This is a genomic window from Corynebacterium sp. KPL1824 (assembly GCF_000478095.1).
Lineage (GTDB): Bacteria > Actinomycetota > Actinomycetes > Mycobacteriales > Mycobacteriaceae > Corynebacterium > Corynebacterium accolens.
In genome coordinates this window covers 907234-931468 of sequence record NZ_KI515750.1, presented here as the reverse complement: position 1 = coordinate 931468, position 24235 = coordinate 907234, and the positions used below count along the sequence as shown (strand labels likewise).

Genomic DNA, 24235 nt, shown 5'->3' with positions numbered 1-24235 from the left:
CCCCAGCCCGGCCCGCGCGTGCCGGCTCCGCGCCTACCGGCCGCGCGCGGCGCCACATAACCACCCACGGTTCCACCGCGAACCCTGGGTGGTTTTCGTATGCGCCCACCCATGGTCAATTTGCTAACCAGCCGGGGCGGGCGAATGCCTCTGTCCGGCGGTATGGCGGTACAGCGGCCCGATGGTTCTGTGGCGCAGCGTCGTGCACGGGGGTATTGCTAGAATGACCCGTTATGGGACTTCAATATCGTTCGCGCAAAAAGACCGGCAAGAATAGCTGGATAAACATTTCCGGATCCGGTGCCTCCATGTCCACGAAGATTGGGCCGGTGACCTTTAATTCCCGCGGTGGCATGTGGGTCAACCTCCCCGGCGGGCTCAACTTCCGCGGCCGCTGGCGGTAGCGAGTCGCTGCGCTTAAACGCTGACCGGCCCGGCGGGCGGTTAAACCGGCAGGTGGTTAGTCCGGCAAGTGGAAGAGGCCGGCGGGGTTTTGCTCGGCGAGGCCATCGTCAAGCAGCGAAGCCAACGCGCGGGAACGCTGCGCGGCATCGGGCCAGACCACGTCGATTGCGGACTGCGGCACCGGGTGATCGGCGGCGCGCAGCACGTCTAGGATCTTGCCGCGTACCTGTCTATCGGTCCCGGCAAATTTTTGCACGCGCTTTTTGGCGCGGGATTGTTCCGCGGCGGAAGGCTCGGGGCACCCGGCGAGCTGCCAGGCGCAGGTCGCGCGCAAGGGACAACGCTTGCAATCGGGATTTTTCGCAGTACACACCAGCGCGCCGAGTTCCATGAGCGCGGCAGAAAACCGGGGCCCGTTGCGCTCGGGCAACAGCGCGGCCACAGCGGCGAGCTCGCGTTTGGAGGGCGGCGGGGCGAGGAAATTGCCGTCCTCGGCGCGGGCATAGACACGGCGCACGTTGGTATCGACCACCGGCACGTTCTGGCCAAAGTGAAAGCACGCCACGGCGCGGGCGGTGTAGTCGCCAATTCCAGGCAGCGCCAGCAGCTCATCCACATCTGACGGAACCTCGTCCATTACCCCCGCGCACTCCCAGAGCCGCAGCGCGCGCCGCGGGTAGCCGAGCTTGCCCCACGCGCGCAACACCTCGGCGCGGGAGGCTTTGGCGAAGTCCGCGGGGGTGGGCCAGCGCCGCATCCACTCCTCCCATACGGGGGCGACGCGCGCGACGGGGGTTTGCTGGCTCATGACCTCGGAAATCAGCACTCCCCAGGCGGAGGTGCCGGGGCGTCGCCAGGGCAAATCGCGTTCATTGGCGTCAAACCAGGAAAGAAGTGCGTGCGTATCCATCTCGCAGGACAGTCTAGGGCATTAAAATATACTTCATGCCATTAAGTAACGTTGCCCACGAGCCGCAGGCCGTCTGGGAGGCCCTCCAGGCCGGAAACCAGCGCGTCATCGACGGCACCATCATGGATCTCAACAAGATTTATGAGCGCGAAGGGCTCACCAAGGGCCAGGATCCCCGCGTGGTGGTCCTGGCTTGCTCGGATTCCCGCGCGCCCATCGAGCACATCTTCAATATCGGTTTCGGCGATGCCTTTGTCATCCGCACCGCCGGCCACATTCTGGATGCCTCCGTGTTGGCTTCCTTGGATTATGCGCTCGACCACCTGCACCCCAACCTGTTGGTGGTCCTGGGCCACCAGTCCTGCGGTGCGGTGGCGGCCGCGGTGGATTTTGTCCGCGGCGGCGAGCTGCCCATCGGCCTGCAGCGACCCATCATCGAGAAGGTCGCGACGTCCGCGTGGACTGCGGGGCCTGATGCCACGCTTGCCGATGTCGAGCGCCAACACACCCTCCAAACCGTCACCCAGGTCGTGGCCAGCATCCCTAATGTGCGCAAGCAGCTTGACGATGGCTCCTTCGGCATCGTCGGCGCCCGCTACCTCCTCGAGGACTCGCGCGTGGAGCCATTGTACTCTTACGGCGTTGAGTTGACACGCGGAGCGCGCTTAGCGGATCCTGGCGCGTCTACCACTTAAAATTGAGTGCGTGAACCAGAATAAGCCCCTTCCAGAAGAGATCTATAAGCGCCGCCGGGTTGCCGCGCTTATCATCGTGATCGTCCTGGCCGTGGTGCTAATCTGGGCGGCGGTGGCCGCCTTCGGCGGCGAAAGCGACGATTCCGTTGCCGCGTCCTCAGAGTCTTCGGCGGCAACTACCTCCGCAGAAACTACCAGCGAATCCTCCACCACGTCCGCGGATTCGACGAGCGAATCCGAGTCCGAGTCCGAATCCGATTCTGCCTCGGAGCCGGAAGCTAAGGATGGGGCATCGGAAAGCAAGGAGCCCGAGGAATCCGTGCACGCCGCGAAGGACACCTGCTCGCTTGAGGATTTGGAGGTGCGCACCTCCATGCTCAACTACTCCGTGCCGGACGGCGAACTGCCGAAGTTCTTCATGACCGTCACCAACCCCACCGCCGCGGATTGCAAGATCGACTTGGACGAGAACTCGCTGCGCTTCGAGGTCTACAAGATGGCCGATAACCAGCGCGTATGGTCCGATACCGATTGCTACGCCTCCGTGCAGACCGGCGAGCAGACCTTCCCCGCGGGCAAGAACCTGAAATTCGAGGCCGAATGGTCCCGCCAGGCCTCCGAACCGGGCAAGTGCACCGACCGCCCGACCGCCGAGCCAGGCGCCTACTTCGCCCACACGGTCATCGGCGATAATTCCTCCCCGCCGCAGGACTTCACCCTCCGCTAAGCGCGCGGCCTCCTTGCAGTCGGCCGCGCGGGAGCAGGCTGCGCGGGAGCCCGCGCCGCCGGAAGACCCTGCCTTCGGCAACAGCTCGGCAAGAACCGGCCACCAGTTACGGTTGAACTACGGCTGGACTGCGGCGAGGGCCTCGCCGAGCGTCGCGACTTGGCGCACCTGCATGCCGTCCACGGGGTTGATTTCCCCGCGCGGGACGATCGCCCGCTTATAGCCCAGCCGCGCTGCCTCCTGCAGGCGCCGCTCAACATTGGGCACCGGCCGCAGCTCACCGGCCAAGCCCACCTCGCCGATGACCACGGTCTTTGCCGGCAGCGGCTGCTCGTGCAGCGAGGACCACGTGGCCAGCGCCACCGCGAGGTCGGTGGCGGTTTCGGTAATCCGCATCCCGCCCACCGTGGCCACATACGCATCCTTATCGTTCGTGCGCTGGCCGGCGCGCGCCTGCAACACGGCCAGCACCATGGGCACGCGGTTGGCATCGAGCCCCGTGACCACGCGCCGCGGGTTCTTCGCTACGGGGTCAACGGTCAACGCCTGGACCTCGGCAAGGATGGGCCGCACGCCGTCCATGGCGACGGTCACCGCGGAGCCATCCGGCGTCGTACCCCGGTGGGAAAGGAAGAGCCCCGACGGGTCCGCGACCTCCCGAATACCCCCGGTGGTTTGCTCGAAACAGCCCACCTCGTCGGTCGCGCCGAAGCGATTTTTCATCCCGCGCAGCATGCGCAGGCTGGACTGGCGGTCGCCCTCGAAGTTTAGGACGACATCGACAAGATGCTCCAAAACCCGCGGTCCCGCCACGTTTCCGTCCTTGGTCACGTGCCCCACCAGCAGCACGGGGATGCCGGTGGATTTCGCAAGCGAGGTCAGCGCCGCGGTCACGGCGCGCGATTGCGCGACGCCGCCGGGCACGCCTTCTACCCCCACTGCATGCATGGTCTGCACGGAGTCCACGATGATGAGCCCGGGCTTGATGGCATCGACGTGCCCAAAGACGGCATCCAGGTTGGACTCCGCCGCGAGGTACAGCGATTCTTGCAGCGCCCCGGTGCGTTCGGCGCGGGCGCGGACCTGGCCGGCGGATTCCTCGGCGGTGGCGTAGAGGACGGTGCGGTCGAGCTGGGCCCATCGGGAGGCGACCTCGAGAAGCAACGTGGATTTGCCTACACCGGGTTCACCGGCCATAAGAACCACGGACCCTGGCACGATACCGGAGCCCAGCACGCGGTCGAGCTCGCCGATGCCCGTGCGCACCGTCTTCGTCGCCTGCGCGCCCACCTGCGTAATGGGCTGTACCGGGCTCGTGGGTGCCACGCTTGCCTGCCCGCCGCTTGCCGATGCCCCCGCCACCACCGGTGCCTTTTCCTCCATCGTCCCCCACGAACCGCAATCGGGACAGCGCCCGAGCCACTTGGGGGAGACATAACCGCATTCAGAGCAGGTGTGGACGGGGCGAGATTTTTTGGCCATGGTGTAGAGCCTAGAACGTGGCGGGAAAAACAACGAACGCGCCCGTGCTCCACGGGGAGAGCAGGGCGCGCGTGCGGTGGGGGCTTTTAGTGGTGCGAGTCACCGGTATTCGCGTCGGTGGTGTAGCCCTCTGGGGATTCCACATCGCGGTCGTACTTACCGGACTCCATCTGGGAGGCAGCGACGGTGGCGTCGATCTCGATGGTGCCGTTGGAGAACTCGAAGGTCACCGGGCGGTGGCCGGCGTAGCCAAAGTCATCGTTATCCAGGTGGGTGGCCACGTACTGCACGGTCTCGGAATCGTGGTCTGGGGTTGCGTCCAGGTTCTTCTGGGAGTCCGCCACGATGGAGTGATCGCGCTTGAGCGGCTGGGGCTGCTTCATCTCGACGGTCTGGCCGTCCACCTTCACGGACTTCAAGGTGATGACATCGGTTTCATAGCCCTGGTTGACAGCGTTGAACTTCAACGCGGCGCCACCGTCTGGCTCGGCCAGGATGGTGACATCGCGGACGGCAATCTTATCGTCATCGGTGCTGGCAGAAGCACCATCAACCGCAGCTACCTTCTCTGCCGTCTGGGCGACGTGGCCTGCCGAGCACGAAGCCAGCGCCAAAGCGGAGACGGCGGTAACGGAAATAATGGCACCGCGACGGGCGGCGGACTTCAGGGACTGCACGTTGAGCATCCTCCATCAATTGCGATCTCAGGGCTTATCAAATCTTTAGCCTAGTCCCTTTTGATATAAAGTACACAGTTTCTCGCTAAGCTAGCGGGTAGTCCGTGGGGGTAATCGGGGGCATCCGGTGGTAGGCATGGCGCGCGTGATAAAATGGCGGCCTTAGTTATCGGCATATTCACGGGATTATAAGGAGTGGCAATGGAATATAAGGTCGGCGAGGTCGTCGTCTACCCGCACCACGGCGCGGCGGTCATCGAGGATATCGAAACCCGCGAAATGGGCGGCGAAGAGCTGGAATACCTCGTGCTGCACATTAACCAATCCGATCTCGTCGTCCGCGTGCCCAAGAAGAATGCGGATAACGTCGGCGTGCGCGATGTCGTGGGCAAGGAGGGCCTGGAAAAGGTCTTCTCCGTGCTGCGCGATGAGGACGTGGAAGAAGCCGGCAACTGGTCCCGCCGCTACAAGGCCAACCAGGAGCGCCTGGCCTCCGGCGATATCAACAAGGTCGCAGAAGTGGTGCGCGATCTCTGGCGCCGCGACCAGGACCGCGGCCTGTCAGCCGGTGAGAAGCGCATGCTGGGCAAGGCCCGCACCATCTTGGTGGGCGAGCTGGCGCTGGCGCAGCCTGTCGATGATAAAAAAGCCGATACCATGATGGAAGAAATCGACGCCACCATCGAGCGCCACCGCGCCGCAGGTCTAGTCGATGACCAGTCCATTACCACCGATATCGACAACGACATCGATCTCGATGACCTCTCCTTCGACGACGAAGACTAAACCCCGCGTTATCGCCTTAATCGCCGCGGCCGGGCAAGGCACCCGCCTCGGCGCGGAGGTGCCCAAGGCCTACGTCGAACTTCGCGGCCGCACCCTCCTGGAGCGATCCATACGCACCATGGCCAACTCCGGACTCGTGGACGAGGTCATCGCGGTGGTGAGCCCGGCCATGGAGGGGGAAGCTGGGGGCATCGTCAAGCGCGTGGGCGCAGATATCCCGGTGCGCCTCGTGCATGGCCGTGGCGAGCGCGCCGATTCAATTTGGGCCGGGCTGCAGGCAATTCCGGACGAGGATGCTGTGGTGCTCATCCATGATGCCGCCCGTGCGCTTACGCCCACCGCGATGGTCGAGCGCGTGGCGCGGCGCGTTCTTGCCGGTGCGCCCGCCGTTATTCCGGTGCTTCCCGTGACCGATACCATCAAGGAAGTTACCGGTAACGCCGTGGTTGGCACCCCCGATCGCGCCCGCCTGCGCGCCGTGCAGACACCGCAGGGTTTCCGCCTCGCCGCGCTGCGCCAGGCCAACCTGGATTATTGGCGTGACCAGCCGGATTTCACCGCCACGGACGATGCCAGCCTCATGGAATGGCACGGCCAGCGCGTGGAGACCGTGCCGGGCGATATCCTCGCCTTCAAAATCACCACCCCCACGGACCTGACCCTGGCCCACGCCCTTGCAGAGGAGCAGCATGACTGAGCCCATCATCCCCCGCGTCGGCATCGCGACCGACGCCCACCAGATTGAAGCCGGCAAGCCCTGCTGGATTGCCGGGCTGCTTTTCGATGACGCCTCCGGCTGCGAAGGCCACTCCGACGGCGACGTCGTAGCCCACGCGCTTGTCGATGCCCTCCTTTCCGCCTCCCACCTCGGCGATCTCGGCTCCTTCGTGGGGGTGGGCCGGCCCGAATACGATGGGGTCTCCGGTGCCCAGCTTCTGCGCGAGTGCCGCGAGCTGCTGGAAGCGGAAGGTTTTATCATCGGCAACGCCGCTGTCCAGCTCATTGGCCAGACGCCGAAGATGGGCCCGCGCCGCGAGGAGGCTGAGGCCGTGCTTTCGGAAATCCTCGGTGCCGATGTGTCCATTTCCGCCACCACGACCGACCATTTGGGCTTTACCGGCCGCAAAGAGGGCCGCGCGGCGGTGGCAACGGCCGTTGTCTGGCGGCGCCAACACTAACCCCGCGCACGGGTGATTTAGACTGGGTGGCGTGAGTACTTTGCGCATTTTTGACACAGCCACCCGCAGCCAACGCGACTTCGAGCCGATCCGCCCCGGCCACGCCTCCATCTACTTGTGTGGCGCCACCCCGCAGGCGCAGCCGCACATCGGTCACCTGCGCTCCGGCGTGGCTTTCGATATCCTGCGCCGCTGGCTGCTCGCGCAAGGCTATGACGTCGCGCTCGTGCGCAATGTCACCGATATCGATGACAAGATTCTCACCAAGGCCGCCGAGAATAATCGCCCCTGGTGGGAGTGGGTGTCCACCTACGAGCGCGAGTTCACCAAGGCCTATAACCTGCTCGGCGTGCTCCCGCCGTCCGTGGAACCGCGCGCGACGGGGTTTGTCACCCAGATGGTCGAGTACATGCAGCGGCTTATCGATGCCGGCTTTGCCTACCCCGTTCCCGCCCAAGACGCCGAGGCCACCCCCGCCGATGCGGCCGGATCCGTGTACTTTGACGTCGAGGCCTGGACCAAGGCGGAGGGATCCGACTACGGCGCGCTGTCTGGCAACCGCGTCGAGGAGATGGAACAGGGCGAGTCAGACAATGCGGGCAAGCGCAGCCCGCTCGACTTCGCCCTGTGGAAGGCCGCCAAGCCAGGCGAGCCGAGCTGGCCCACCCCGTGGGGTCGCGGCCGCCCGGGCTGGCACCTGGAGTGCTCCGCCATGTCTACCTACTACCTGGGCTCTAATTTCGATATCCACTGCGGCGGCTTGGACCTGCAATTCCCGCACCACGAAAACGAGATCGCGCAATCGCACGCGGCCGGCGATAAGTTTGCCAATTACTGGATGCACAACCACTGGGTGACCATGGCTGGCGAGAAGATGTCGAAATCGCTCGGCAACGTGCTTTCCATCTCCAACATGCTGGAGCTCGTGCGCCCGGTAGAGCTGCGCTACTACCTGGGCTCTGCGCATTACCGCTCCGTACTGGAATACTCCGAATCCGCCCTGACGGAGGCGGCGGCGGGCTACCGGCGTATTGAGGGCTTCGTCAAGCGCTTTGCAAGCGTCGAGCGCGGCGACTGGACGCCGGACTTCGAGGACGCCATGAACGACGATATCGCCGTGCCCAAGGCGCTGGCCGCCATCCACACCACCGTGCGCGCGGGCAATAAGGACCTGGCCGCCGGGGACGAGGACGCCGCCCGCGCGAAGGCCGCCCAGGTGCGCGGGATGGCGCACGTACTTGGATTTGACCCGCTGGAGTGGGAAGATGGAGGCGAAGCTAGCGGGGCAGACGCGGCGCTTGATGCGCTGGTCCAGGCAGAACTGGAACGGCGCACGCAGGCCCGCGCGGAAAAAGACTTCGCTACTGCCGATGCCGTGCGTGACCGCCTTACCGCCGCCGGCATCACCATTACCGATACCCCAGACGGCCCCACGTGGTCGTTGACCCAGCGCTAGAAAGCTTTACGCCGTTATTTCCGCTGGTTATTGAACGGTTTCCTCGAAAGGACTGAAACGATGGCACGAACCCATGGCCGCGGTGGCGCGGGCATCCGCAAGACGAATAAGAAGGGCGCTACCAAAGGCTCCGGCGGCCAACGACGCAAGGGCCTAGAAGGCAAGGGACCCACCCCGAAGGCCGAGGACCGCGTCTACCACGCCAAGCACAAGGCGAAGCTGGAGCGCGAGCGCCGCAACTCTGGGCGTCACCAGAAAGAAACCGCAGAGATGGTGGTGGGCCGCAACCCGGTCATCGAGTGTTTGCACGCCAAGGTGCCGGCCACCACGCTTTATATCGCAGCGGGAACACGCAACGATAAGCGGCTTTCTGAGGCGGTGTCGATGTGCAATACCCGCAATATCCCCATCATCGAGGTTCAGCGCCACGAGATGGACCGCATGACGGGAAATGGCATGCACCAGGGCATCGGCTTGCAGATCCCGCCGTACAAGTACGCCGCGGTGGAGGATTTGATTGCCAACGCCGCCGAGAACCCGCGCCCCGGCATGTTCGTCATCCTGGATAACATCACCGATCCGCGCAACCTGGGTGCCGTGATCCGTTCCGTGGCCGCTTTCGGCGGCGATGGCGTGATCATCCCAGAGCGCCGTTCTGCTTCTGTCACCGCGGTGGCGTGGCGCACCTCGGCTGGCACCGCGGCCCGCTTGCCGGTCGCCCGCGCAACGAATATCACCCGCACCGTGAAGGAATTCCAGAAAAACGGCTACCAGGTCGTCGGCCTCGATGCCGGCGGCGATCACACGCTGGATACCTATGAAGGCGGCACGGATCCCGTCGTCATCGTCATCGGTTCCGAGGGCAAGGGCATTTCGCGCTTGGTCAGCGAGACCTGCGATGTCCTCATGTCCATTCCCATGACCGGGTGGGTTGAGTCCCTCAACGCCTCCGTCGCCGCGGGTTCGGTCCTATCCGAGTTCGCGCGCCAACGCCGCGTCGCCGAAAAATAACCCATTCCCGCCGCGCCAGCTCGCCGCGACGGATAAGCGCCACCCGCGTTCGGTGCTGGCAAAGTCGAGCGCGCAGAATCGCCTCCCCAGCCGCCGGTGCGGTTGTCGGCGCAGCTAGCGTCAAAGGCGCGCTAGGTCCTTTGCGGGGCACAACGTTCTCAGTGCGAATCGTTGTGGCCTGCAACAATTAACCATTATTTGCCCAGGGTGGCAGCCATCGGATGGTTCCGTTGACCCGGGCTAAGTGCCCGCGCAGGGGCGGGGCGTTGGGATCATCGTCGTTCACGCCATTGTGGTACGGACAAGCGATGGTTAAGTTTCGAGAGTTGGTCTCTCCACCGTTTTTCCAGGCATTGAGGTGGTGAACCTGGCATTCATCGGCGGGATAACGGCACTCCGGCCATGGGCAGACCGGGTTTTCGGCCGCTGCCATCAGTCGTTGCTTTGCAGAAGCAAAGCGCGAGGTGCGGTAGAGGTTGACCGGACCTTCCACTGGATGAATGAGCGTGACGTATCCGTGCTCGGTAAACGCCCGTCGCACCAGTTCGGCGCCGGTCATCGTGGCGCCATTGGTCAGCTGGACCACGATATCGCCGTCAGAGTCAGAACCATGGGTAGAGTCAGCGCCAGCGGCGGCGTTAGAGGCGGAACCGGCGCTGGGGTTCGAGTTTGTGCCGGCTGATGAGCCGGCGCGGGCGTTGGAGCTCGAGCCGGGCTGAGGGCTAGTGCTAGAGCCAGGCTTGTGGTCAGTGGCAGACTTGGAGCCAGCGGCGGGCTTGGGGCCGGAGCCGAAATCGACGATGCGATCGAGCTCGTCGAGGCGAAGCACGACATTGGTTGTCACGCTGGGGCGGGCGGCGGCCTCGCCGTGGAAGATATTCTGCACGGAAGCAAGCGGGGAGTCTTTATCAATCGCGGCGTGCATATCGGCGATATCGGCGGACGGGCCGGTAATGGACATGGTCCACGGGCCGTCGGCGCGGCGATAAATCTTCACGCCGGGCTGGCGCTTGACGGGGCCTTTGAGCTCTTTGACGCGGGCGCGGCCCCGCTTATCAATATCCGAGACCTTCCCCTTCATCCCACACAATTCGCGCCGCAGCGCCCAGGCATCGCGCTTCTTCTTCAGCTTGGCAGCGTGACGCTCGATGGTTAGCAGGGCCGTCAGGCTGTGCCCGTTGGCGCGGCTGGCGGCGATGGATTCGCGCTGTTGGCGGCGGAAGGCGGTGGTGCCGAAGTAGGTATTGGCAAGCGTGAGCAGGCGGGTGGCGGTGGTATCGGGGCAGCCGGCCGCAAGCAGCGCGCGCAGCGAGAGGCCGTGGCAGTCGGCGATGATATCCATGCCGGGTGCCAGGCCCTTGAGAAATGTCTGCAGCGCGTTCATGACCCAGAGACTAAAGGGCCCCGCAAGCCCGCGCTAGCCGATGCCCCACCTCCCTGTGGACAACTACGCCTCCACGTCACCTAAGCCGAAGAAATCGCGGACTTTATCCACAGCATTGAAGGAATCCGTATTTGGCCCTATGCTCGCTGGCGTTTCTTTGCTAGAGGGAATCACGTGCCCGAGGCCCTCCATGGTCCACAGCTCCACGGGAAAGTCGCCGTCGTAGTAGGTGGAGGTTATCCCGGGAATGGGCTGGCTTTCGCTGGGCGGGCGGCAGCCATTGGCAAGGGCGAAGTGCTCCGCGGTGGCGGGAGCAGAAATCACGCACCCGCGAGTTTGCTGCCCATCGATGGCGGCAAGCCCGCCATAATAGGGCGCAATCGGATCTTCGGTGCCGTGGATAAACAGCAGCGGGGTAGGCCGGTAGCCATCGGGGTGGGTGGGCGCGTGATTGGAACCCTCGCCCAAAGTGGAGGCGAAGACGCAGGCGCCGGTGAGGGTGAAGGGGGCATCGTAAAGCAGGCGCAGCACCATCTGCCCGCCATTGGAATAGCCGGCGGCGAAGGTGCGCGCGATGGCGTACTCGCGCTGCATGGTCTCGATGAGGAAGGTGCTAAAAGCAACATCGTCCACCCCGAGCTCCCGGGCGCGGACCGGCAGGTTGGCGCGGGTGTCGTTGAAGTGGTGGCCGATGCCGTCGGGGTAGACGACGAGGGTATTGGTGGCATCGGCAAGCGCGTCCACCGTGCCGTTGGTAAAGCGGCGAATGACGTTGGCGGACTGGTGGGAGCCGTGGAAAAACAGCAGCAGGTCCGGCTGGGCCCGAGGTGCTCGGGCTCGATGACGATGAAGCGGCGGGTGTGGCCAGCCACATCCGCGGTGCGGCGATGAATATGCATGCCCGCCGAGTTTAGTCGGCGTGGTGGGCCTCTGCGGCGGTGCGGTTATCGGCGTGGAAATGCTTGGCCGCCACCTCATCGCGGATGGCGCGCTTGCCCTGCCGCCAGCCGATGAACCGGCACACCAGGTAGATCACAAAAGAAATGGTGGTCACGAAGACGGAGACCGGCAGGCCAGGCGCCAGGGAGAGGATGAAACCGCCCACGGCGGAGACTTCGGCGAAGATGGTGGACCACAGCACCGCGCGCAGGGGCGAGGAAGTGATCTGTACTGCCGCCGCGCCGGGGGTGATAAGCAGCGCCATGACGAGCAGCGAGCCGACGATTTGCACCGACTGCGCTGCGGCGAGGCCGACGAGGACGGCGAAGGCGACGGAGATGGCGCGGGTGGGGACACCGGCGGCGCGCGCCATATCGGGATCGGCGGAGGCGAAAAGCATGGGCCGCCAGAGGAAGCCGACGGCGGCGACGATGATGACCGTGGTGGCGGCCAGCAGCCACACTGAGGCGGAGGATACGCCGACGATTTGGCCGGTCAGAAGGGTCATAGCCGTATTGGAATTGCCGGGGTAGAGGTGCAAAAACAGCACCGAAAGGCCCAGGCCAAAGCTCATGACCACGCCGATGGCGCTGTCTTGCTGGCCTTTAAAGCCCAGCATAGCCAGGATGATGGCGGCGACGATGGCGCCGGCGACAGCACCGAAGCCCAGGTTGAGGCCGAAAAGCAGCGCCGCGGAGGCACCCATGAGCGCCAGCTCAGAGGTGGCGTGGACGGAAAAGGACATCTGGCGCAGCACGATGAGCGAGGTCATCACGCCAGACAGGATGCCCAGCAGCGCGGAGGCGATGAGCGAGGACTGCACGAAGTCCACGCTGAGCAGGTATTGGGTATCTTCCCAGAAATTAGACAACGATGAGCCTCCCGTCGACGTTTAAGACATTGACCTTGGAACCGTACAGTTCCGAAAGGACCTCGGAGCGCATGACTTCATCGACCGCGCCGAAGGTGTGGCCATTGGGCGCGATGTAGAGGACCTTATCCGTCACCCCGAGCACGGGGTTGATGCCGTGGGTGACAAAGACGATGGACGTCCCGCGCTCGCGGCGCAGCGAGTCCAGCTTGTCAACCGTGGCGTTTTGCCGGGTGGGGTCGAGGGAGAGGAGGGGCTCATCGGCAAGAATGAGGTCCGGGTCATTGGCCAGGGCTTGGGCCTGGCGGATGAGCTGCTGCTGGCCGCCGGATAGCTGGCCGACGCGCCGGTCCCGCAGCCCCGTGGCACCCACCTCTTCCAAAAGCTCGTCCACCCGTCCACGGGGTGGGTGCCGGTGCCGGAATACCCCGTGCGCCACGGAGAGCGAAACCAAGTCGCGGGCGCGCAGTGGAAGGTCAGCGGGGAACATGCGCTGCTGGGGGATGAACCCGACCCGGCACTTAACGTCGACGCGGCCGCTGGTCAGCGTGCGGGTGCCGAGGATGGTGCCCAGCAGGGTGGACTTGCCCACGCCATTGGGGCCTAAAACGGCGATAAACTCGCCGCTGTCCACGGCGAGATTAAGCTGCGACCACAGCGGGTCTACTGCGGCCTCATGGAATTCAACGAGCACTAGTGCTTCCCCAGCTTGCTGGTGACTTCGTCGTAGTATTCCCAGAACTTCTTGCCGTCTGGCGGGGTTTCGCCGATTTCTACGATATCGACGTCGTTGTCCTCTGCGGCGGACTTGATGCGGCTAGCGGTATCGGTTTCGGTCTGGGGGTTGAAGATGAGGAGATCGACCTCGCCATCGTCAATGGCCTTGATGAAGGCGGCGACATCGGCAGTAGCGGGCTCGCCCTCGGAGATGGTGGCCTTGCGGAAGCCCTCGGGGGTGACGTCCTTGGTGTCGGTGTACTTCATGAGGTAATCGGCGATGGGCTCGGTCTGGGCGTAATTGAGGCCATCGGGAAGCTCCTTGAGCTTATCGCGCAGCTGGTCCACGTGGGAGTCGATCTTCTCGGTGGTGGCGCCGGCATCGGAGTACTTCTCGTTGATCTGGTCCGCGATGGATCCGGCGACCTCCTCCAGGGCGGCGGGGTCGTACCAGATGTGCTCGTTGCCCTCGATATTGGTGACCTTGTCTGGGTCATCCTTGGCGGTGGCCTTCGCAGCATCGATGGTCATGACATCGGGATCCTCGTCCAGCTTGCCGTGGTCCGTCAGCGGCAGGGCGGAGATGATGTTGTCCTGATCGGAAACGGCCTGGTAAATCCAGGCGTCGTAGCCGCCGCCGTTGACCACGAGCATGTCGGCGTCATTGGCCTTGGCTATATCGGTCGCGGTGGGCTCGAAGTGGTGGGGGTCGGTGTCGTTGCCTTCCACGATGGGGTCGACCTCGATGTCGATGCCGGAGGCGGTATCGGCCACGGCCTGGGCAACATCGGCCCAGATGGAGGTGGAGGCGACGATGGAAAGCTTCTTTTCGCCGGAGTCGCCGGAGCCGGCATCGGATCCGGATCCAGAATCAGAATCTGATGAGCACGCGGCGGTAAAAAGGAGGCCACTTGCTGCGAGTAGGGCTGTTGTTGCGCGTAGTGACGTGTGCATACCCTCCAGTGTGCGTTTGCTGGCAATCGTTGTCAATTGAACATGCATTGAAAATCGGGTGGTGGGGCGCAGGGTAAGGTAACAGGCATGGTTAAACGCAGCCCCACCCGGAAGACACTGGCCTCCCTCGCCGCGGAGTTGGGCGTTTCGCGCACAACCGTATCCAATGCCTATAGCCGCCCTGACCAGCTCTCGCCGGCAACGAGGGAGCGCATTTTGGCGGCGGCCAAGGCTCGCGGGTACCCGGGGCCCGATCCTACGGCCCGCAGCCTGCGCACCCGCCGCGCCGGGTCGGTGGGCGTGCTGCTGACCGAGCACCTGTCCTATGCCTTCGAAGACATGGCGTCGGTGGATTTCTTGGCGGGCATGGCGGAGGCATCGGCAGGCGCGCAGATCACGCTGACGCTGATTCCCGCCGGCCCGGAAGGCGAGGCGGAGGCGACCAGCCTGGTGGGTTCGGCCGCGGTCGATGGCTTCGTGGTCTATTCGGTCGCCGCGGGCGATGCCTACCTCGCGGCCGCGCGGGGCCGGGGCCTGCCGCTGGTGGTCTGCGATCAGCCCACCGATGCGGGGCTGCCGTTCGTGGGCATTGATGATCGCGCGGCGATTGCCCCAGCGGCGCGTGCGCTTATCGATGCCGGGCACCGCCACATTGGCATCCTCGCCATCCGCCTGCGCCTGCAGCGCCACGACGGCCCGATTTCCTGGCAGGAAGTCCAAGATGCGGAGATGCACGTGCAGCGCTCGCGGGTGATGGGCGCGCTCGACGTCTTCGCCGAGGCTGGTATCGCGCCCGAGTCCGTGCCCGTGATTACGCAGCACATTAACGATGCCCATACAACCCGCGCCGCCGCCGAGCTCCTGCTCGACGCCCATCCGGAGCTGACGGCCGTGCTGTGCACGACCGACTCCATGGCGCTCGGCGTGCTGGCCTATGCCCGCGAGCGCGGGCTGAGCGTGCCAGAAGATTTATCAGTGACCGGCTTTGACGGCATCGATGCGGCGCAGCGCCTCGACCTGGCCACCGTCATCCAGCCCAATAAGGCCAAGGGGGCTGCGGCCGGGCACATGCTGGAAAAGCTCATCGCCGGCGCAACAGATACGGCGGGCGCGGCCCGCGCGAAAGCAGGAGCCCAAGGTGCTGACGAGGCGCAGGCGGTGCCGCGGCGGGTGTTGCAGACGCGGTTCGCGCCGGGCAAGTCGGTTACTGCACCGCGGCCGCGCGGGCGGTAGCGAGCTCGGTGAGAAAGTGGGCGACGGCGTCGACATCGGCAAGCTGCACGGCTGCGATGGAATCGCCCTCGCCCACCTTGACGCCCACGTCCGGCGGCTGGTGGAGGGCGCGGAAGCCGTCCTCATCGGTGACATCATCGCCCAAGAAAACCATGGCGGTGGCGCCGGTGCGCTCGCGGAGGGTTTCAAGCCACGTGCCCTTGGTGGCGGTGGTGGCAGAGAACTCGATGACGGATTTGCCGGCAGTGCGCGGGAAACCGGCGGTATCGAGCGCCAAGCCCGCCGCATAGGCGGCCGCGGCCTGCTCCGGGTTCTCCAGCTCGAGCGAGCGCAGGTGCAGCACGCGCTGGAAGGGCTTGACCTCAAGCTCCGCGCCGGGGAAGCGGTCTATGATGCCGCGGATTTCTTCCTCCTTGCGCGCAAGGTGCTCATGCATGGCGGGGGTGAGCTCGGTCTGCTGCCAGGAGGACTCGGCGCCATGGGAGCCGCCGAAGAGGACGGGCTCGCGCAGGGGGCACACGCGCTGCAGGCCCTCGAGGTGGCGCCCGGATAGCACCGCGGCGGTGGTGCGCGGCAGGTGGGCCAATTGGTCGAGGGCGCGGGCGGCATCGGCGTTGATTTCCACGTCATAAATGGCGGTGGCAAACGGAGAAAGCGTGCCGTCAAAATCAGAGACCACGGCGAGCTCTTCTGCCGCGGCCAAGGCCTTAATGGTGGTAGAAAGCGTCATGGCATCACATGCTACCCGCGGGAGACCAGCTTGATGGAGGGCGAATCTACCTCATCGGTATCCAGCTCCAGGATGAGCTGGTTATTGCTGTTGACGGTGTAGATGAAATCATTATCCGAGCTAATGAGCTTGCGCAGCAGGTTATCGGCCCACACGGAACCGCCCTCGCAGTCCTTATCGGTGTCGTCGTATTTGACCTCATCGAAGTGCAGCTTTTTGCCATCGCGGATATTTTCACGCTCATCATCGGCGGTGTAGCTCAGCCGGGCCGCAAGGCGGGTGCAGCCAGTGGTGCCCACCATGGTGGATTCGCCAAAGCTAAATTCCGGCGCGTGGGGAATCGACTCCGGGATGGTAGAGGCCGCGTCGGGCGCGATATTGATGGAGACGACCTGCCACTGCTTGTCCACAATCCGGTCATCGCCCGCAGGCTGCGGGGCATCGTCCTCGGATCCGCAGGCGGTAAGCAGCGTAACGGCGCCCAGCGCGGTCGCTGCAGCGGCGCGTGCGCGGGGGTGGGAAGGAAGCATTAGGAGTCCTTTCCGTGCGGATCGGGAGCGTGCGAGGTGGTGCCGGTGCGGGTAATTCGCAGGCAGCCCAAAAAGGACTGCGACCACAGCCGCACATCGTGGCTCATGACCTGTTCGTGCATGGTGAGCATGCGCTGGGTCATGGTGAAGGGGGCATCGGAAAGCGCCCGCACGGCGTTGAGCAGGGCGCGTTTGACGGATTCGATGTCGAAGGGATTGCACAGGTAGGCCTCATCGAGCTCCGCGGCCGCGCCGGCGAATTCCGAGAGCACCAGGGCGCCGGAACCGTCATCGTGGCAGGCCACGAACTCCTTGGCCACGAGGTTCATGCCGTCCTTAAAAGGCGTGACCAGCATGATATCGGCCATGCGGTAGTAGCAGCGCAGCACGTCCTTGGGCACGCCGCGGTGCTGGTAGTGCACCACGGGGTGGCCCATGCGGGAAAAGCGGCCGTTGATGCGGCCGACGGCCTCCTCCACCTGGGAGCGGGTGGCCTTGTAGTGGTCGAGGCGCTCGCGCGAGGGCGTGGCCAGCTGCACCAAGGTGACCTCTTCCGGATCCAAGGCACCGGTTTCCAAGAGCTCCTCGAAGGCGGCCAGTCGCTGCAGGATCCCCTTGGTGTAATCGAGGCGATCCACGCCCAAAATGATGCGCTTGGGGCTGCCCAAATCCTTGCGCAATTGGGCCACGCGGCGTTTATCCTCGTCGCTAAATTGGCCGAAATCCTGCGCAGCGATGGAAATGGGGAACGCGCCCACGCCTACGGTGCGGCCGCCGGGGAGGCGAATATGGGCGGTGACGTCGCGGGTGGTGGCCTCCCCGCGCACCTCGAGGCCCTGGCGGCGGGCCAATTCCAAGAAATTGCGGGCATTAGCCTCCAAGTGGAAGCCAATGAGATCGGCACCCAAGATGCCGCGCACCGTTTCCTCGCGCCAGGGCAGCTGCCGGAAGAGATCGGGGGAGGGGAAGGGGATGTGCAGGAAGAACCCGATGGTGAGATCGGGGCGCATTTGGCGCAGGATGCCCGGCAATAATTGCAGCTGATAGTCCTGCACCCAGACCGTCGCGCCCTCTGCGGCCACGTGGGCTACCTCGTCCGCGAAGCGGAGGTTGACCTCGCGGTAGGCATCCCACCAGTCGCGCTCATAGGTCGGGGTGACGATGAGATCGTGGTAGAGCGGCCACAGCGTGGCATTGGAAAAGCCCTCGTAGAAGGCCTCAAAGTCGGCCTCGGTCAGCCTGACCGGGTGCAATAGCACTCCGGCCTCGGTGCGGAAGGGCTCGGGCGCGGCATCGGCAACGCCGGGCCACCCCACCCAGCAGCCCTGGTGCGCTTCCAGCACCGGCGAGAGCGCGGTGACCAGGCCGCCGGGCGAGGGCGTCCACGCCTGGCTGCCATCGGCCGCGGTAGTTAAATCTACCGGCAGGCGGTTTGCCACTACTACGAAGTCATTGCCGCGCTCACTCATAGCCCAAGACTAACTTAAGACTTCTTGGTCGACTTCTTCGTTGCTTTCTTCGTCGACTTCTTGGTGGACTTTTTGGCAGCCTTAGTGGTCTTCTTAGTCGACTTTTTGGTGGACTTCTTCGAAGCCTTGGAGGTCGACTTCTTGGTGGCCTTCTTCGTAGACTTCTTCGGCGCGGCATCGGCTTGTTCTGCCAATACCTTCTTGTGCACCAGGCCCTTGGGCTCGACACCCAGCATGGACATCAAGGTCACGCCGTCCAAGAAGTCTTGGGAGTAGGTGGCCACCACGCGGCGGGCGGCGCGGGCGGTTTCCTCTGCCAGGGCAATATCTTGTTCTGCCTGTGGGTGCGTGTCTTGGACCTTGGGTGGCACGGCGAGTCCTCCTGAATGTTGGGAAAGCTATCAGGCTAAATATTGTACGCTACCGGCGGCGTTTAGGGCTCCTTGGGTTCCTCCCCGCCGGGCTTGGTGTGATCGGATTCCTCCGGCGCGGGCGATTTCTGGCCGGGCACCGTGTAGGTGGTGCGCTCGGTATCCTGCGGCTGGGCCGGCCACTGGGAGCCCGCTGGCCACAACTCCTCCGCTGGCGTGGTCCCCGGCGCGTGCTGTTGCGCGCGCGCCTGCTGCGGTGGCTTTGGCCCCAGCGTGGGCGGCAATTCGGGGCGGTTGACGCGCGGGGCGAAGGGGGACATCGGCACGCGCGGGATGCGCGGGGCCTTGCGCGCCAGGTTCGTTGCCTTGTGGAAGGAGAACCGGCCGATGCGCTTGAAGGCGGAGTACGGGCGGAAGTACTTCGGGCGGCGCAGGCGGCGGGCGACGCGCTCGCCAAAGACGACGCCGGCTGCCAGCGCGCCGGAGATGGCCAGCGCGGTGGCCAGGTTGGTAAAGCCGGTAATCATCTGCTCGTTGATGGCGGCATACATGCCGCGGTAGAGCATGAGGCCCGGCAGCATGGGCGTATAGCCCACGATCATCGTGATGAGTGGCGGGATGCCCCACCGGCGGGACATCAAGCCGCCGGCCAGGCCCACCACGATGGCGGATATGCCGGAGGCAATCACCGGGCCGACGCCGAAGGGCACGACCACGAAGTAGTAGAAGACCATACCGGCGGCCGCCGTGAGGCCTGAGAGGGTAATTTCTATCCAATTAGCCCCGCAGGCCAGCGCGAATGCGGCCGAACCCGTGCCGCCGAGCAGCACCAAGAGGGGAATCTTGTGATAAACCGGCGGCGCGAGGGTACCCATCGGCGGCAAATCAAAGCCCATGGCAGAGGCCAGCTGGATGCCCACACCCACGCCGGCGATGATCGCGCCCGTTGACAACAGCGCAGAGAAAAAACGCGCGGAAGCGGTGACGGGAGAGCGGGTAATGCCATCGACAAGCGATTGCACCAACGTCAGCCCCGCCACCAGCACGATGATTCCGGAGGCAATAATCTGTGCCGGCGACATATTAATGCCGAAGGCGGCGGCAACGTTATACAAAATCGCGGCCGGGAAGACGGCCAAGAAGCCACCGACGACGTTTTGATAAAAGGGCGGCAGGCGGTAATTGGCCAACCAATCATTAAGCCCCATAATCAGCGCGGAAACCACGAAGGCAATGAGGCCAACGAGGAGATCGCCGCCAAGCATCATGGAAATCAGGCCACCCATGCCGCCCCAGCCGAGCATCACCGTGGACGGCTTATACGGCGCCGGCATTCGGTCGATGTCATCCAGGCGCTTTTCCGCCATCGCGGGCGGCACCCTACCGGAGTGGATATCGCGGATGAGCCGGTCTACTTCCGAAAGCTTGGAAAAGTTCACGCCCACATCCGGCACCACGCGAAAGACGTGGAGGTTCTGGCGCTTATCGCCCGTGCCGATCGCGGTGTGGATGGTGATGGTATTCATCAAGATATCCACGTGGCAGTAGTGCAAACCGTACGACGACGCCGCCAGGTGCACCTGCGCGCGTGCATCCGAGTTCGCGGATCCTGCGCTAATGAGCAGCTCGCCGATGCGCGCGGCAATCTCCATCACGCCCGTGACCTGGGCGGCATCGGTCAGATCGACCGGGGCGAGTGGCGATGGTGGGGGTGCGGCTTTGGCCGCGTCAATGATGGCGACTTGGCCTGCGGATACGCGCAGGCGCTCCCGCATAGCGGACAGTAGTGACACGAAAATAACCCTCGAAAAAGCGGTGGGACACTAGTAATAATTTCAGCCTGAACTTTAACCCTTGTGGGGCGCAAATGCATACAAGGGGGACCGGCTTTCCACTTGGGCGAGGTCCTCGGGTACCATGCAACGAGCGGAAGAAATTCCGCGGTGCTGGAGTGGCGCAATTGGTAGCGCAACGCACTTGTAATGCGTAGGTTGCGAGTTCAAGTCTCGTCTCCAGCTCAAAAATTACCCCCTAGCTGCACAAACAGTTAGGGGGTAAAAGTTTACAAGTTAGCTAGGTGGCTATTTATCGGCTACTTTGCGCAGACAGCGCCCCAGACTTCGGGTTATCGCGGAAGCACCAGGCGGTCAGTGCTGCGAAGACTAGGGCCAGGCAGGCAAGCCCGCCGACGGTGAGGAAATACGCGGAGTCATACGCCGCGGCGGCGGTGTCGTGCGTGGCGGGCGATAGGAGGGCGTCGGTGCCTTGCGGGGCGAGGGCATCGGGAAGCTTGTGCGTCATCAGCAGCGGCACGAGGGAGCCGGTAATGGCGATGGAAAGCAGCGTGCCGAACTCGTAGGAGACAGCTTCCACGCCAGAGGCCATGCCCGCGCGGTGGGAGGGGGCGGCATTGATGATGGCGGTGGAAGAAACGGACATTGAGGAACCCGCGCCCAGGCCGGTGAGGATGAGGCCGGTAATAAATACCGCGAGGTTATCGGCGCGGTCGGCCCAGATGATGCCCAGCATGCCGATGCCCATGCTGAGGAAACCGCCGCTGATGATGGGCAAAAAGCCCACGCGGTGCAAGACGCTGCCGCCCACAATGGCGGTGGGGATGGCCGCAACCGCCATGGCGGAGATGAAAAGGCCGGCGTCGAGGGGCGAGAGGGCATCGACAAGCTGCAGCTTTTGGGTGGTAAGTAATTCAAGCCCCGTAAGGCCAAACATGGCGCCACCGGCGGTAAGCACGCCACCGGTAAAGGTGGGCGAGTAGAAGATGTCAAAGGTTAAAAGTGGATCACTAAGCCGGGCTTGCCGGTGGGCAAAGGCCGCGGCGCCGAGCAAGAAAGCGGCAATGGAACAGACTAGCAGCGCGACATTGATCTGGGTGGCCGCCGCCGTTTTGATGGCCAGGACCAGGCTGGACAGGGTGATTAGCGCATAGAACGAGGAGGGGAAATCCCAGTGCTTGTGCGGGTTCGGTAGGTTGGGCGGGCCAAGGAGGAAGGTAAGAATAATGGCGATGGCCACGATGGGTACGTTGATCAAAAAGACCGAGCCCCACCAGAAATGCTCTAAGAGGAATCCGCCCACGGTGGGCCCTGCGGCAGCGCCCACGACGGCGACGGAACTCCAGATACCGATGGCTTTATTGCGCTCTACCTCATTGGGAAAGGTCAGGCGGATAAGCGCCAGGGTGGAAGGCAGCATGATGGCAGCGCCCAGACCCAATAAGGCGCGGCCGGAAATGAGCAGCCAGGCATTGGGCGAATAAGCCGCCACGAGGGAGGCGGTGCCGAAGGTGGCCAGGCCAATAAGGAACATCAGGCGGTGGCCAATGCGATCGCCCAATGTGCCGGTACCGAGGAGCAAGCCCGATAGAACCAGCGTATAGGCATTGATGATCCACAATTGCTGCATGTCAGTGGCGTGCAGCTGCTGTGTGAGCTGCGGCAGTGCCGTATAAAGGATGGAATTATCCAGGCCCACCATGAGCAGTCCCAGGGACACCACGGCAAAGAAGGACCACCGCTGCGCTGGGGTGGAGGACGCCGCGGCTGCGCGGTGCGGGGGCTTAGTGGCGGTATCAGGTGACTCGATGCTCATCGCTAGCAACCGTAGCGAATACGCCTGTGATATTTCAGGTTAGTATTGCCTTCCTCACAAGTAGGCGGGTGGTGTGAGTATGTAGGAATTGCTGGACTTTCCTGCACGTTTAGTAGCACAGTGGTACTAGAACAGTTAAAGAGTTAAGGATGATGTTTAATGGCACGTAATTACGCAGAACAACTTGTTGAGACGCTAGAAAAGCAGGGCGTCGAGCACATTTATGGCCTCGTGGGAGACTCCCTCAACCCGATCGTGGACGCGGTGCGCCGCTCCTCCATCGAGTGGATCCACGTGCGCAACGAGGAAGCAGCGGCCTTTGCCGCCGAGGCGGACTCGCTGACCACCGGCAAGCTCGCCGTGTGTGCGGCCTCCTGTGGCCCGGGCAATACCCATCTCATCCAGGGCCTTTATGATGCCAACCGCAATGGCGCCAAGGTGCTGGCCCTAGCATCGCACATTCCTTCCCGCCAGATTGGCTCCCACTTCTTCCAGGAGACCCACCCAGAGCAGATCTTCCAGGAGTGCTCCGGCTACTGCGAAATGGTCATGTCCGGTGACCAGGGCGGAGTAGTACTCCACCACGCCATCCAGTCCACCATGGCGGGCAATGGCGTCTCCGTGCTGGTTATCCCCGGCGACGTTTCTACCGAAGAGGTTGATGATGACACCTTCGTAGAATCCAAGATCTCCACCGGCCGCCCGGTGGTTTACCCGGACCCGGCAGAGGCCGCAGCCCTGACCCAGGCCATCAATGAGGCCGATTCCGTCGCCTTCTTCGTGGGCGCCGGTGTGAAAGATGCCCGCGAGCAGGTGCTGAAGCTGGCAGAAAAGGTCAAGGCCCCCATTGGCCACGCGCTCGGCGGCAAGATGTACATCCAGTACGATAACCCGTTTGACGTGGGCATGTCCGGCCTGCTTGGCTACGGTGCCGCGCACGAGGCCACCCACGAGGCGGACCTGTTGATCCTCTTGGGCACGGACTTCCCGTATAACGACTTCCTGCCTAAGGGCAATGTGGCACAGGTGGATATCAACGGCTCCCACATTGGCCGCCGCACCAAGATCTCCTACCCCGTGACCGGTGACGTTGCCGCCACCATCGACAACATCCTGCCGCACGTGGAGGAGAAGAAGGACCGCTCCTTCTTGGACAAGATGCTGAAGAAGCACTACGACAAGCTGGAGCACGTCGTGGAGGCTTATACCTCCAACGTGGAAAAGCACACTCCAATCCACCCTGAGTACATCGCGGACCTCATTGACCAAGAAGCCGACGATGACGCCATCTTCACCGTCGATACCGGCATGTGCAATGTCTGGGGCGCGCGCTACATCACCCCGAATGGCAAGCGCGAGCAGATCGGCTCCTTCCGCCACGGCACGATGGCAAACGCCCTGCCGCAGGCCATCGGCGCGCAGCAGGCTAATCCTGGCCGCCAGGTCATTACTTTCTCTGGCGATGGCGGATTGTCCATGCTCATGGGCGAGCTGCTGACGGTTAAGCTGCACCAGCTGCCGGTCAAGATGTTCGTGTTCAATAACTCCTCGCTGGGCATGGTCAAGCTGGAGATGCTGGTTGGCGGCATTCCGGAGCACGAGACCGACCACGAGTCCGTGGACTTTTCCAAGATCGCAGAAGCCGCAGGCATCAAGACCTTCCGCATCGAGGATCCGAAGCAGGCTCCAAAGCAGATCAAGAAGGCCTTGGCTTATAACGGCCCTGCGCTTATTGATGTCGTCACTGACCCCAACGCCCTGTCCCTGCCACCGACGCTGACCTTCGATCAGCTCCTGGGCTTCTCCAAGGCCGCTACCCGCACGGTCTTCGGCGGCGGCGTGGGCTCCATGCTGTCCATGGCCAAGTCCAACCTGCGCAATATCCCGCGCCCGCAGGACTTCTAAGCCGTAACTGCCAAATAGCGCGCTAGCCACGCTTTCTTTTCCTACCGCGGATTTCGGTCCGGGTGGAGGGGGAAGCGTGGCTTTTTGCTTTCACAGGTTTCAGCCAGAAACTTATCAGTAGGTTAGAAACTGGGTTTGCCATGATGGCTTAGTGAAGCTTGCACGCACGCAGGTGTGCAGATAACAGGAAGTAATA

24 protein-coding genes and 1 tRNA gene are annotated in these 24235 nt (G+C 63.7%); 11 read left to right on the top strand and 14 right to left on the bottom strand.

What is annotated here, in order from left to right:
• The first annotated feature begins 233 nt into the window (after positions 1-233).
• Entirely contained in the window at positions 234-404 is a 171-nt protein-coding gene (locus HMPREF1267_RS12840; RefSeq protein ID WP_081443674.1) for a DUF4236 domain-containing protein, read from the top strand.
• Positions 405-460: 56 nt separating this feature from the next.
• Here HMPREF1267_RS12840 and HMPREF1267_RS10655 read toward each other — a convergent pair whose 3' ends face one another.
• Positions 461-1315, bottom strand: a complete 855-nt coding sequence (locus tag HMPREF1267_RS10655; protein ID WP_023029230.1) for an A/G-specific adenine glycosylase — start codon at positions 1313-1315, stop codon at positions 461-463.
• A gap of 35 nt (positions 1316-1350) precedes the next feature.
• Between HMPREF1267_RS10655 and HMPREF1267_RS10650 the strand changes: the two genes are divergently transcribed.
• A complete protein-coding gene (locus tag HMPREF1267_RS10650) occupies positions 1351-2010 on the top strand; it encodes a carbonic anhydrase (protein WP_023017962.1) in 660 nt (219 codons plus the stop codon).
• A gap of 10 nt (positions 2011-2020) precedes the next feature.
• The gene (locus tag HMPREF1267_RS10645) at positions 2021-2737 is read left to right on the top strand and encodes a hypothetical protein (protein WP_023029229.1); all 717 of its coding nucleotides are present in this window, start codon (positions 2021-2023) and stop codon (positions 2735-2737) included.
• Positions 2738-2854: 117 nt separating this feature from the next.
• Here the strand turns inward: HMPREF1267_RS10645 and radA are convergent, their stop codons facing one another.
• The gene (gene radA / locus HMPREF1267_RS10640; protein WP_023029228.1) at positions 2855-4219 is read right to left on the bottom strand and encodes a DNA repair protein RadA; all 1365 of its coding nucleotides are present in this window, start codon (positions 4217-4219) and stop codon (positions 2855-2857) included.
• Between the two features lie 86 nt (positions 4220-4305).
• Complete coding sequence (locus HMPREF1267_RS10635) at positions 4306-4905, bottom strand: hypothetical protein (RefSeq protein WP_034667245.1); 600 nt, start codon at positions 4903-4905, stop codon at positions 4306-4308.
• A 192-nt stretch (positions 4906-5097) separates the two neighbouring features.
• Here HMPREF1267_RS10635 and HMPREF1267_RS10630 point away from each other — a divergent pair, with 192 nt between their 5' ends.
• Genes HMPREF1267_RS10630 through rlmB form a run of 5 tightly spaced genes read left to right on the top strand, consistent with a single transcriptional unit; the run spans position 5098 to position 9327 of the window.
• The gene (locus HMPREF1267_RS10630; protein ID WP_005279544.1) at positions 5098-5682 is read left to right on the top strand and encodes a CarD family transcriptional regulator; all 585 of its coding nucleotides are present in this window, start codon (positions 5098-5100) and stop codon (positions 5680-5682) included.
• Positions 5654-6379, top strand: coding sequence for a 2-C-methyl-D-erythritol 4-phosphate cytidylyltransferase (gene ispD, locus HMPREF1267_RS10625; protein WP_023029226.1), 726 nt, complete (start codon positions 5654-5656; stop codon positions 6377-6379). The genes HMPREF1267_RS10630 and ispD overlap by 29 nt, the downstream gene beginning before the upstream one ends.
• The gene (gene ispF / locus HMPREF1267_RS10620) at positions 6372-6860 is read left to right on the top strand and encodes a 2-C-methyl-D-erythritol 2,4-cyclodiphosphate synthase (RefSeq protein WP_023029225.1); all 489 of its coding nucleotides are present in this window, start codon (positions 6372-6374) and stop codon (positions 6858-6860) included. The genes ispD and ispF overlap by 8 nt, the downstream gene beginning before the upstream one ends.
• Before the next feature lie 31 nt (positions 6861-6891).
• Positions 6892-8316: a cysteine--tRNA ligase gene (gene cysS / locus HMPREF1267_RS10615; RefSeq protein WP_023029224.1), complete on the top strand. Its 1425-nt coding sequence runs from the start codon at positions 6892-6894 to the stop codon at positions 8314-8316.
• 60 nt (positions 8317-8376) lie between these two features.
• The gene (gene rlmB, locus HMPREF1267_RS10610; RefSeq protein WP_023029223.1) at positions 8377-9327 is read left to right on the top strand and encodes a 23S rRNA (guanosine(2251)-2'-O)-methyltransferase RlmB; all 951 of its coding nucleotides are present in this window, start codon (positions 8377-8379) and stop codon (positions 9325-9327) included.
• A 187-nt stretch (positions 9328-9514) separates the two neighbouring features.
• On the opposite strand, the gene HMPREF1267_RS10605 is transcribed toward rlmB, so the two are convergent.
• The 5 genes from HMPREF1267_RS10605 to HMPREF1267_RS10585 form a co-directional block, all read right to left on the bottom strand.
• Positions 9515-10711, bottom strand: coding sequence for an HNH endonuclease signature motif containing protein (locus HMPREF1267_RS10605; protein WP_023029222.1), 1197 nt, complete (start codon positions 10709-10711; stop codon positions 9515-9517).
• 63 nt (positions 10712-10774) lie between these two features.
• Positions 10775-11455 carry a PHB depolymerase family esterase gene (locus HMPREF1267_RS10600; protein WP_023029221.1) on the bottom strand — a complete coding sequence of 227 codons (681 nt, stop codon included), beginning with the start codon at positions 11453-11455 and terminating at the stop codon, positions 10775-10777.
• A gap of 166 nt (positions 11456-11621) precedes the next feature.
• On the bottom strand, positions 11622-12521 hold the full coding sequence (locus tag HMPREF1267_RS10595; protein ID WP_023029220.1) for a metal ABC transporter permease: 900 nt from the start codon (positions 12519-12521) through the stop codon (positions 11622-11624).
• Positions 12514-13215, bottom strand: a complete 702-nt coding sequence (locus HMPREF1267_RS10590) for a metal ABC transporter ATP-binding protein (RefSeq protein ID WP_023029219.1) — start codon at positions 13213-13215, stop codon at positions 12514-12516. The genes HMPREF1267_RS10595 and HMPREF1267_RS10590 overlap by 8 nt, the downstream gene beginning before the upstream one ends.
• On the bottom strand, positions 13215-14240 hold the full coding sequence (locus tag HMPREF1267_RS10585) for a metal ABC transporter solute-binding protein, Zn/Mn family (RefSeq protein ID WP_034667242.1): 1026 nt from the start codon (positions 14238-14240) through the stop codon (positions 13215-13217). The genes HMPREF1267_RS10590 and HMPREF1267_RS10585 overlap by 1 nt, the downstream gene beginning before the upstream one ends.
• 39 nt (positions 14241-14279) lie before the next feature.
• Here HMPREF1267_RS10585 and HMPREF1267_RS10580 point away from each other — a divergent pair, with 39 nt between their 5' ends.
• On the top strand, positions 14280-15425 hold the full coding sequence (locus HMPREF1267_RS10580) for a LacI family DNA-binding transcriptional regulator (protein WP_023029217.1): 1146 nt from the start codon (positions 14280-14282) through the stop codon (positions 15423-15425).
• On the opposite strand, the gene otsB is transcribed toward HMPREF1267_RS10580, so the two are convergent.
• The 5 genes from otsB to HMPREF1267_RS10555 all read right to left on the bottom strand — a co-directional run bounded on the left by otsB (position 15397) and on the right by HMPREF1267_RS10555 (position 20318).
• Entirely contained in the window at positions 15397-16155 is a 759-nt protein-coding gene (gene otsB / locus HMPREF1267_RS10575; RefSeq protein ID WP_023029216.1) for a trehalose-phosphatase, read from the bottom strand. The two genes, HMPREF1267_RS10580 and otsB, sit on opposite strands and share 29 nt — an antisense overlap.
• Positions 16156-16166: 11 nt before the next feature.
• Positions 16167-16685 carry a hypothetical protein gene (locus HMPREF1267_RS10570; RefSeq protein ID WP_023029215.1) on the bottom strand — a complete coding sequence of 173 codons (519 nt, stop codon included), beginning with the start codon at positions 16683-16685 and terminating at the stop codon, positions 16167-16169.
• On the bottom strand, positions 16685-18154 hold the full coding sequence (locus HMPREF1267_RS10565; protein WP_023029214.1) for a trehalose-6-phosphate synthase: 1470 nt from the start codon (positions 18152-18154) through the stop codon (positions 16685-16687). The genes HMPREF1267_RS10570 and HMPREF1267_RS10565 overlap by 1 nt, the downstream gene beginning before the upstream one ends.
• A gap of 14 nt (positions 18155-18168) precedes the next feature.
• Positions 18169-18525 (bottom strand): hypothetical protein, encoded by a 357-nt coding sequence (locus HMPREF1267_RS10560; RefSeq protein ID WP_023017948.1) that lies wholly within the window; start codon positions 18523-18525, stop codon positions 18169-18171.
• 62 nt (positions 18526-18587) lie between these two features.
• Positions 18588-20318: a threonine/serine exporter ThrE family protein gene (locus HMPREF1267_RS10555; protein ID WP_023029213.1), complete on the bottom strand. Its 1731-nt coding sequence runs from the start codon at positions 20316-20318 to the stop codon at positions 18588-18590.
• Positions 20319-20470: 152 nt separating this feature from the next.
• Here HMPREF1267_RS10555 and HMPREF1267_RS10550 point away from each other — a divergent pair.
• Positions 20471-20543 (top strand) — tRNA-Thr (locus HMPREF1267_RS10550).
• A 67-nt stretch (positions 20544-20610) separates the two neighbouring features.
• On the opposite strand, the gene HMPREF1267_RS10545 is transcribed toward HMPREF1267_RS10550, so the two are convergent.
• Positions 20611-22134: an MFS transporter gene (locus HMPREF1267_RS10545; RefSeq protein WP_023029212.1), complete on the bottom strand. Its 1524-nt coding sequence runs from the start codon at positions 22132-22134 to the stop codon at positions 20611-20613.
• Between the two features lie 159 nt (positions 22135-22293).
• Between HMPREF1267_RS10545 and HMPREF1267_RS10540 the strand changes: the two genes are divergently transcribed.
• Positions 22294-24039, top strand: a complete 1746-nt coding sequence (locus HMPREF1267_RS10540; protein WP_023029211.1) for a pyruvate dehydrogenase — start codon at positions 22294-22296, stop codon at positions 24037-24039.
• The last annotated feature ends 196 nt before the right edge of the window (positions 24040-24235 follow it).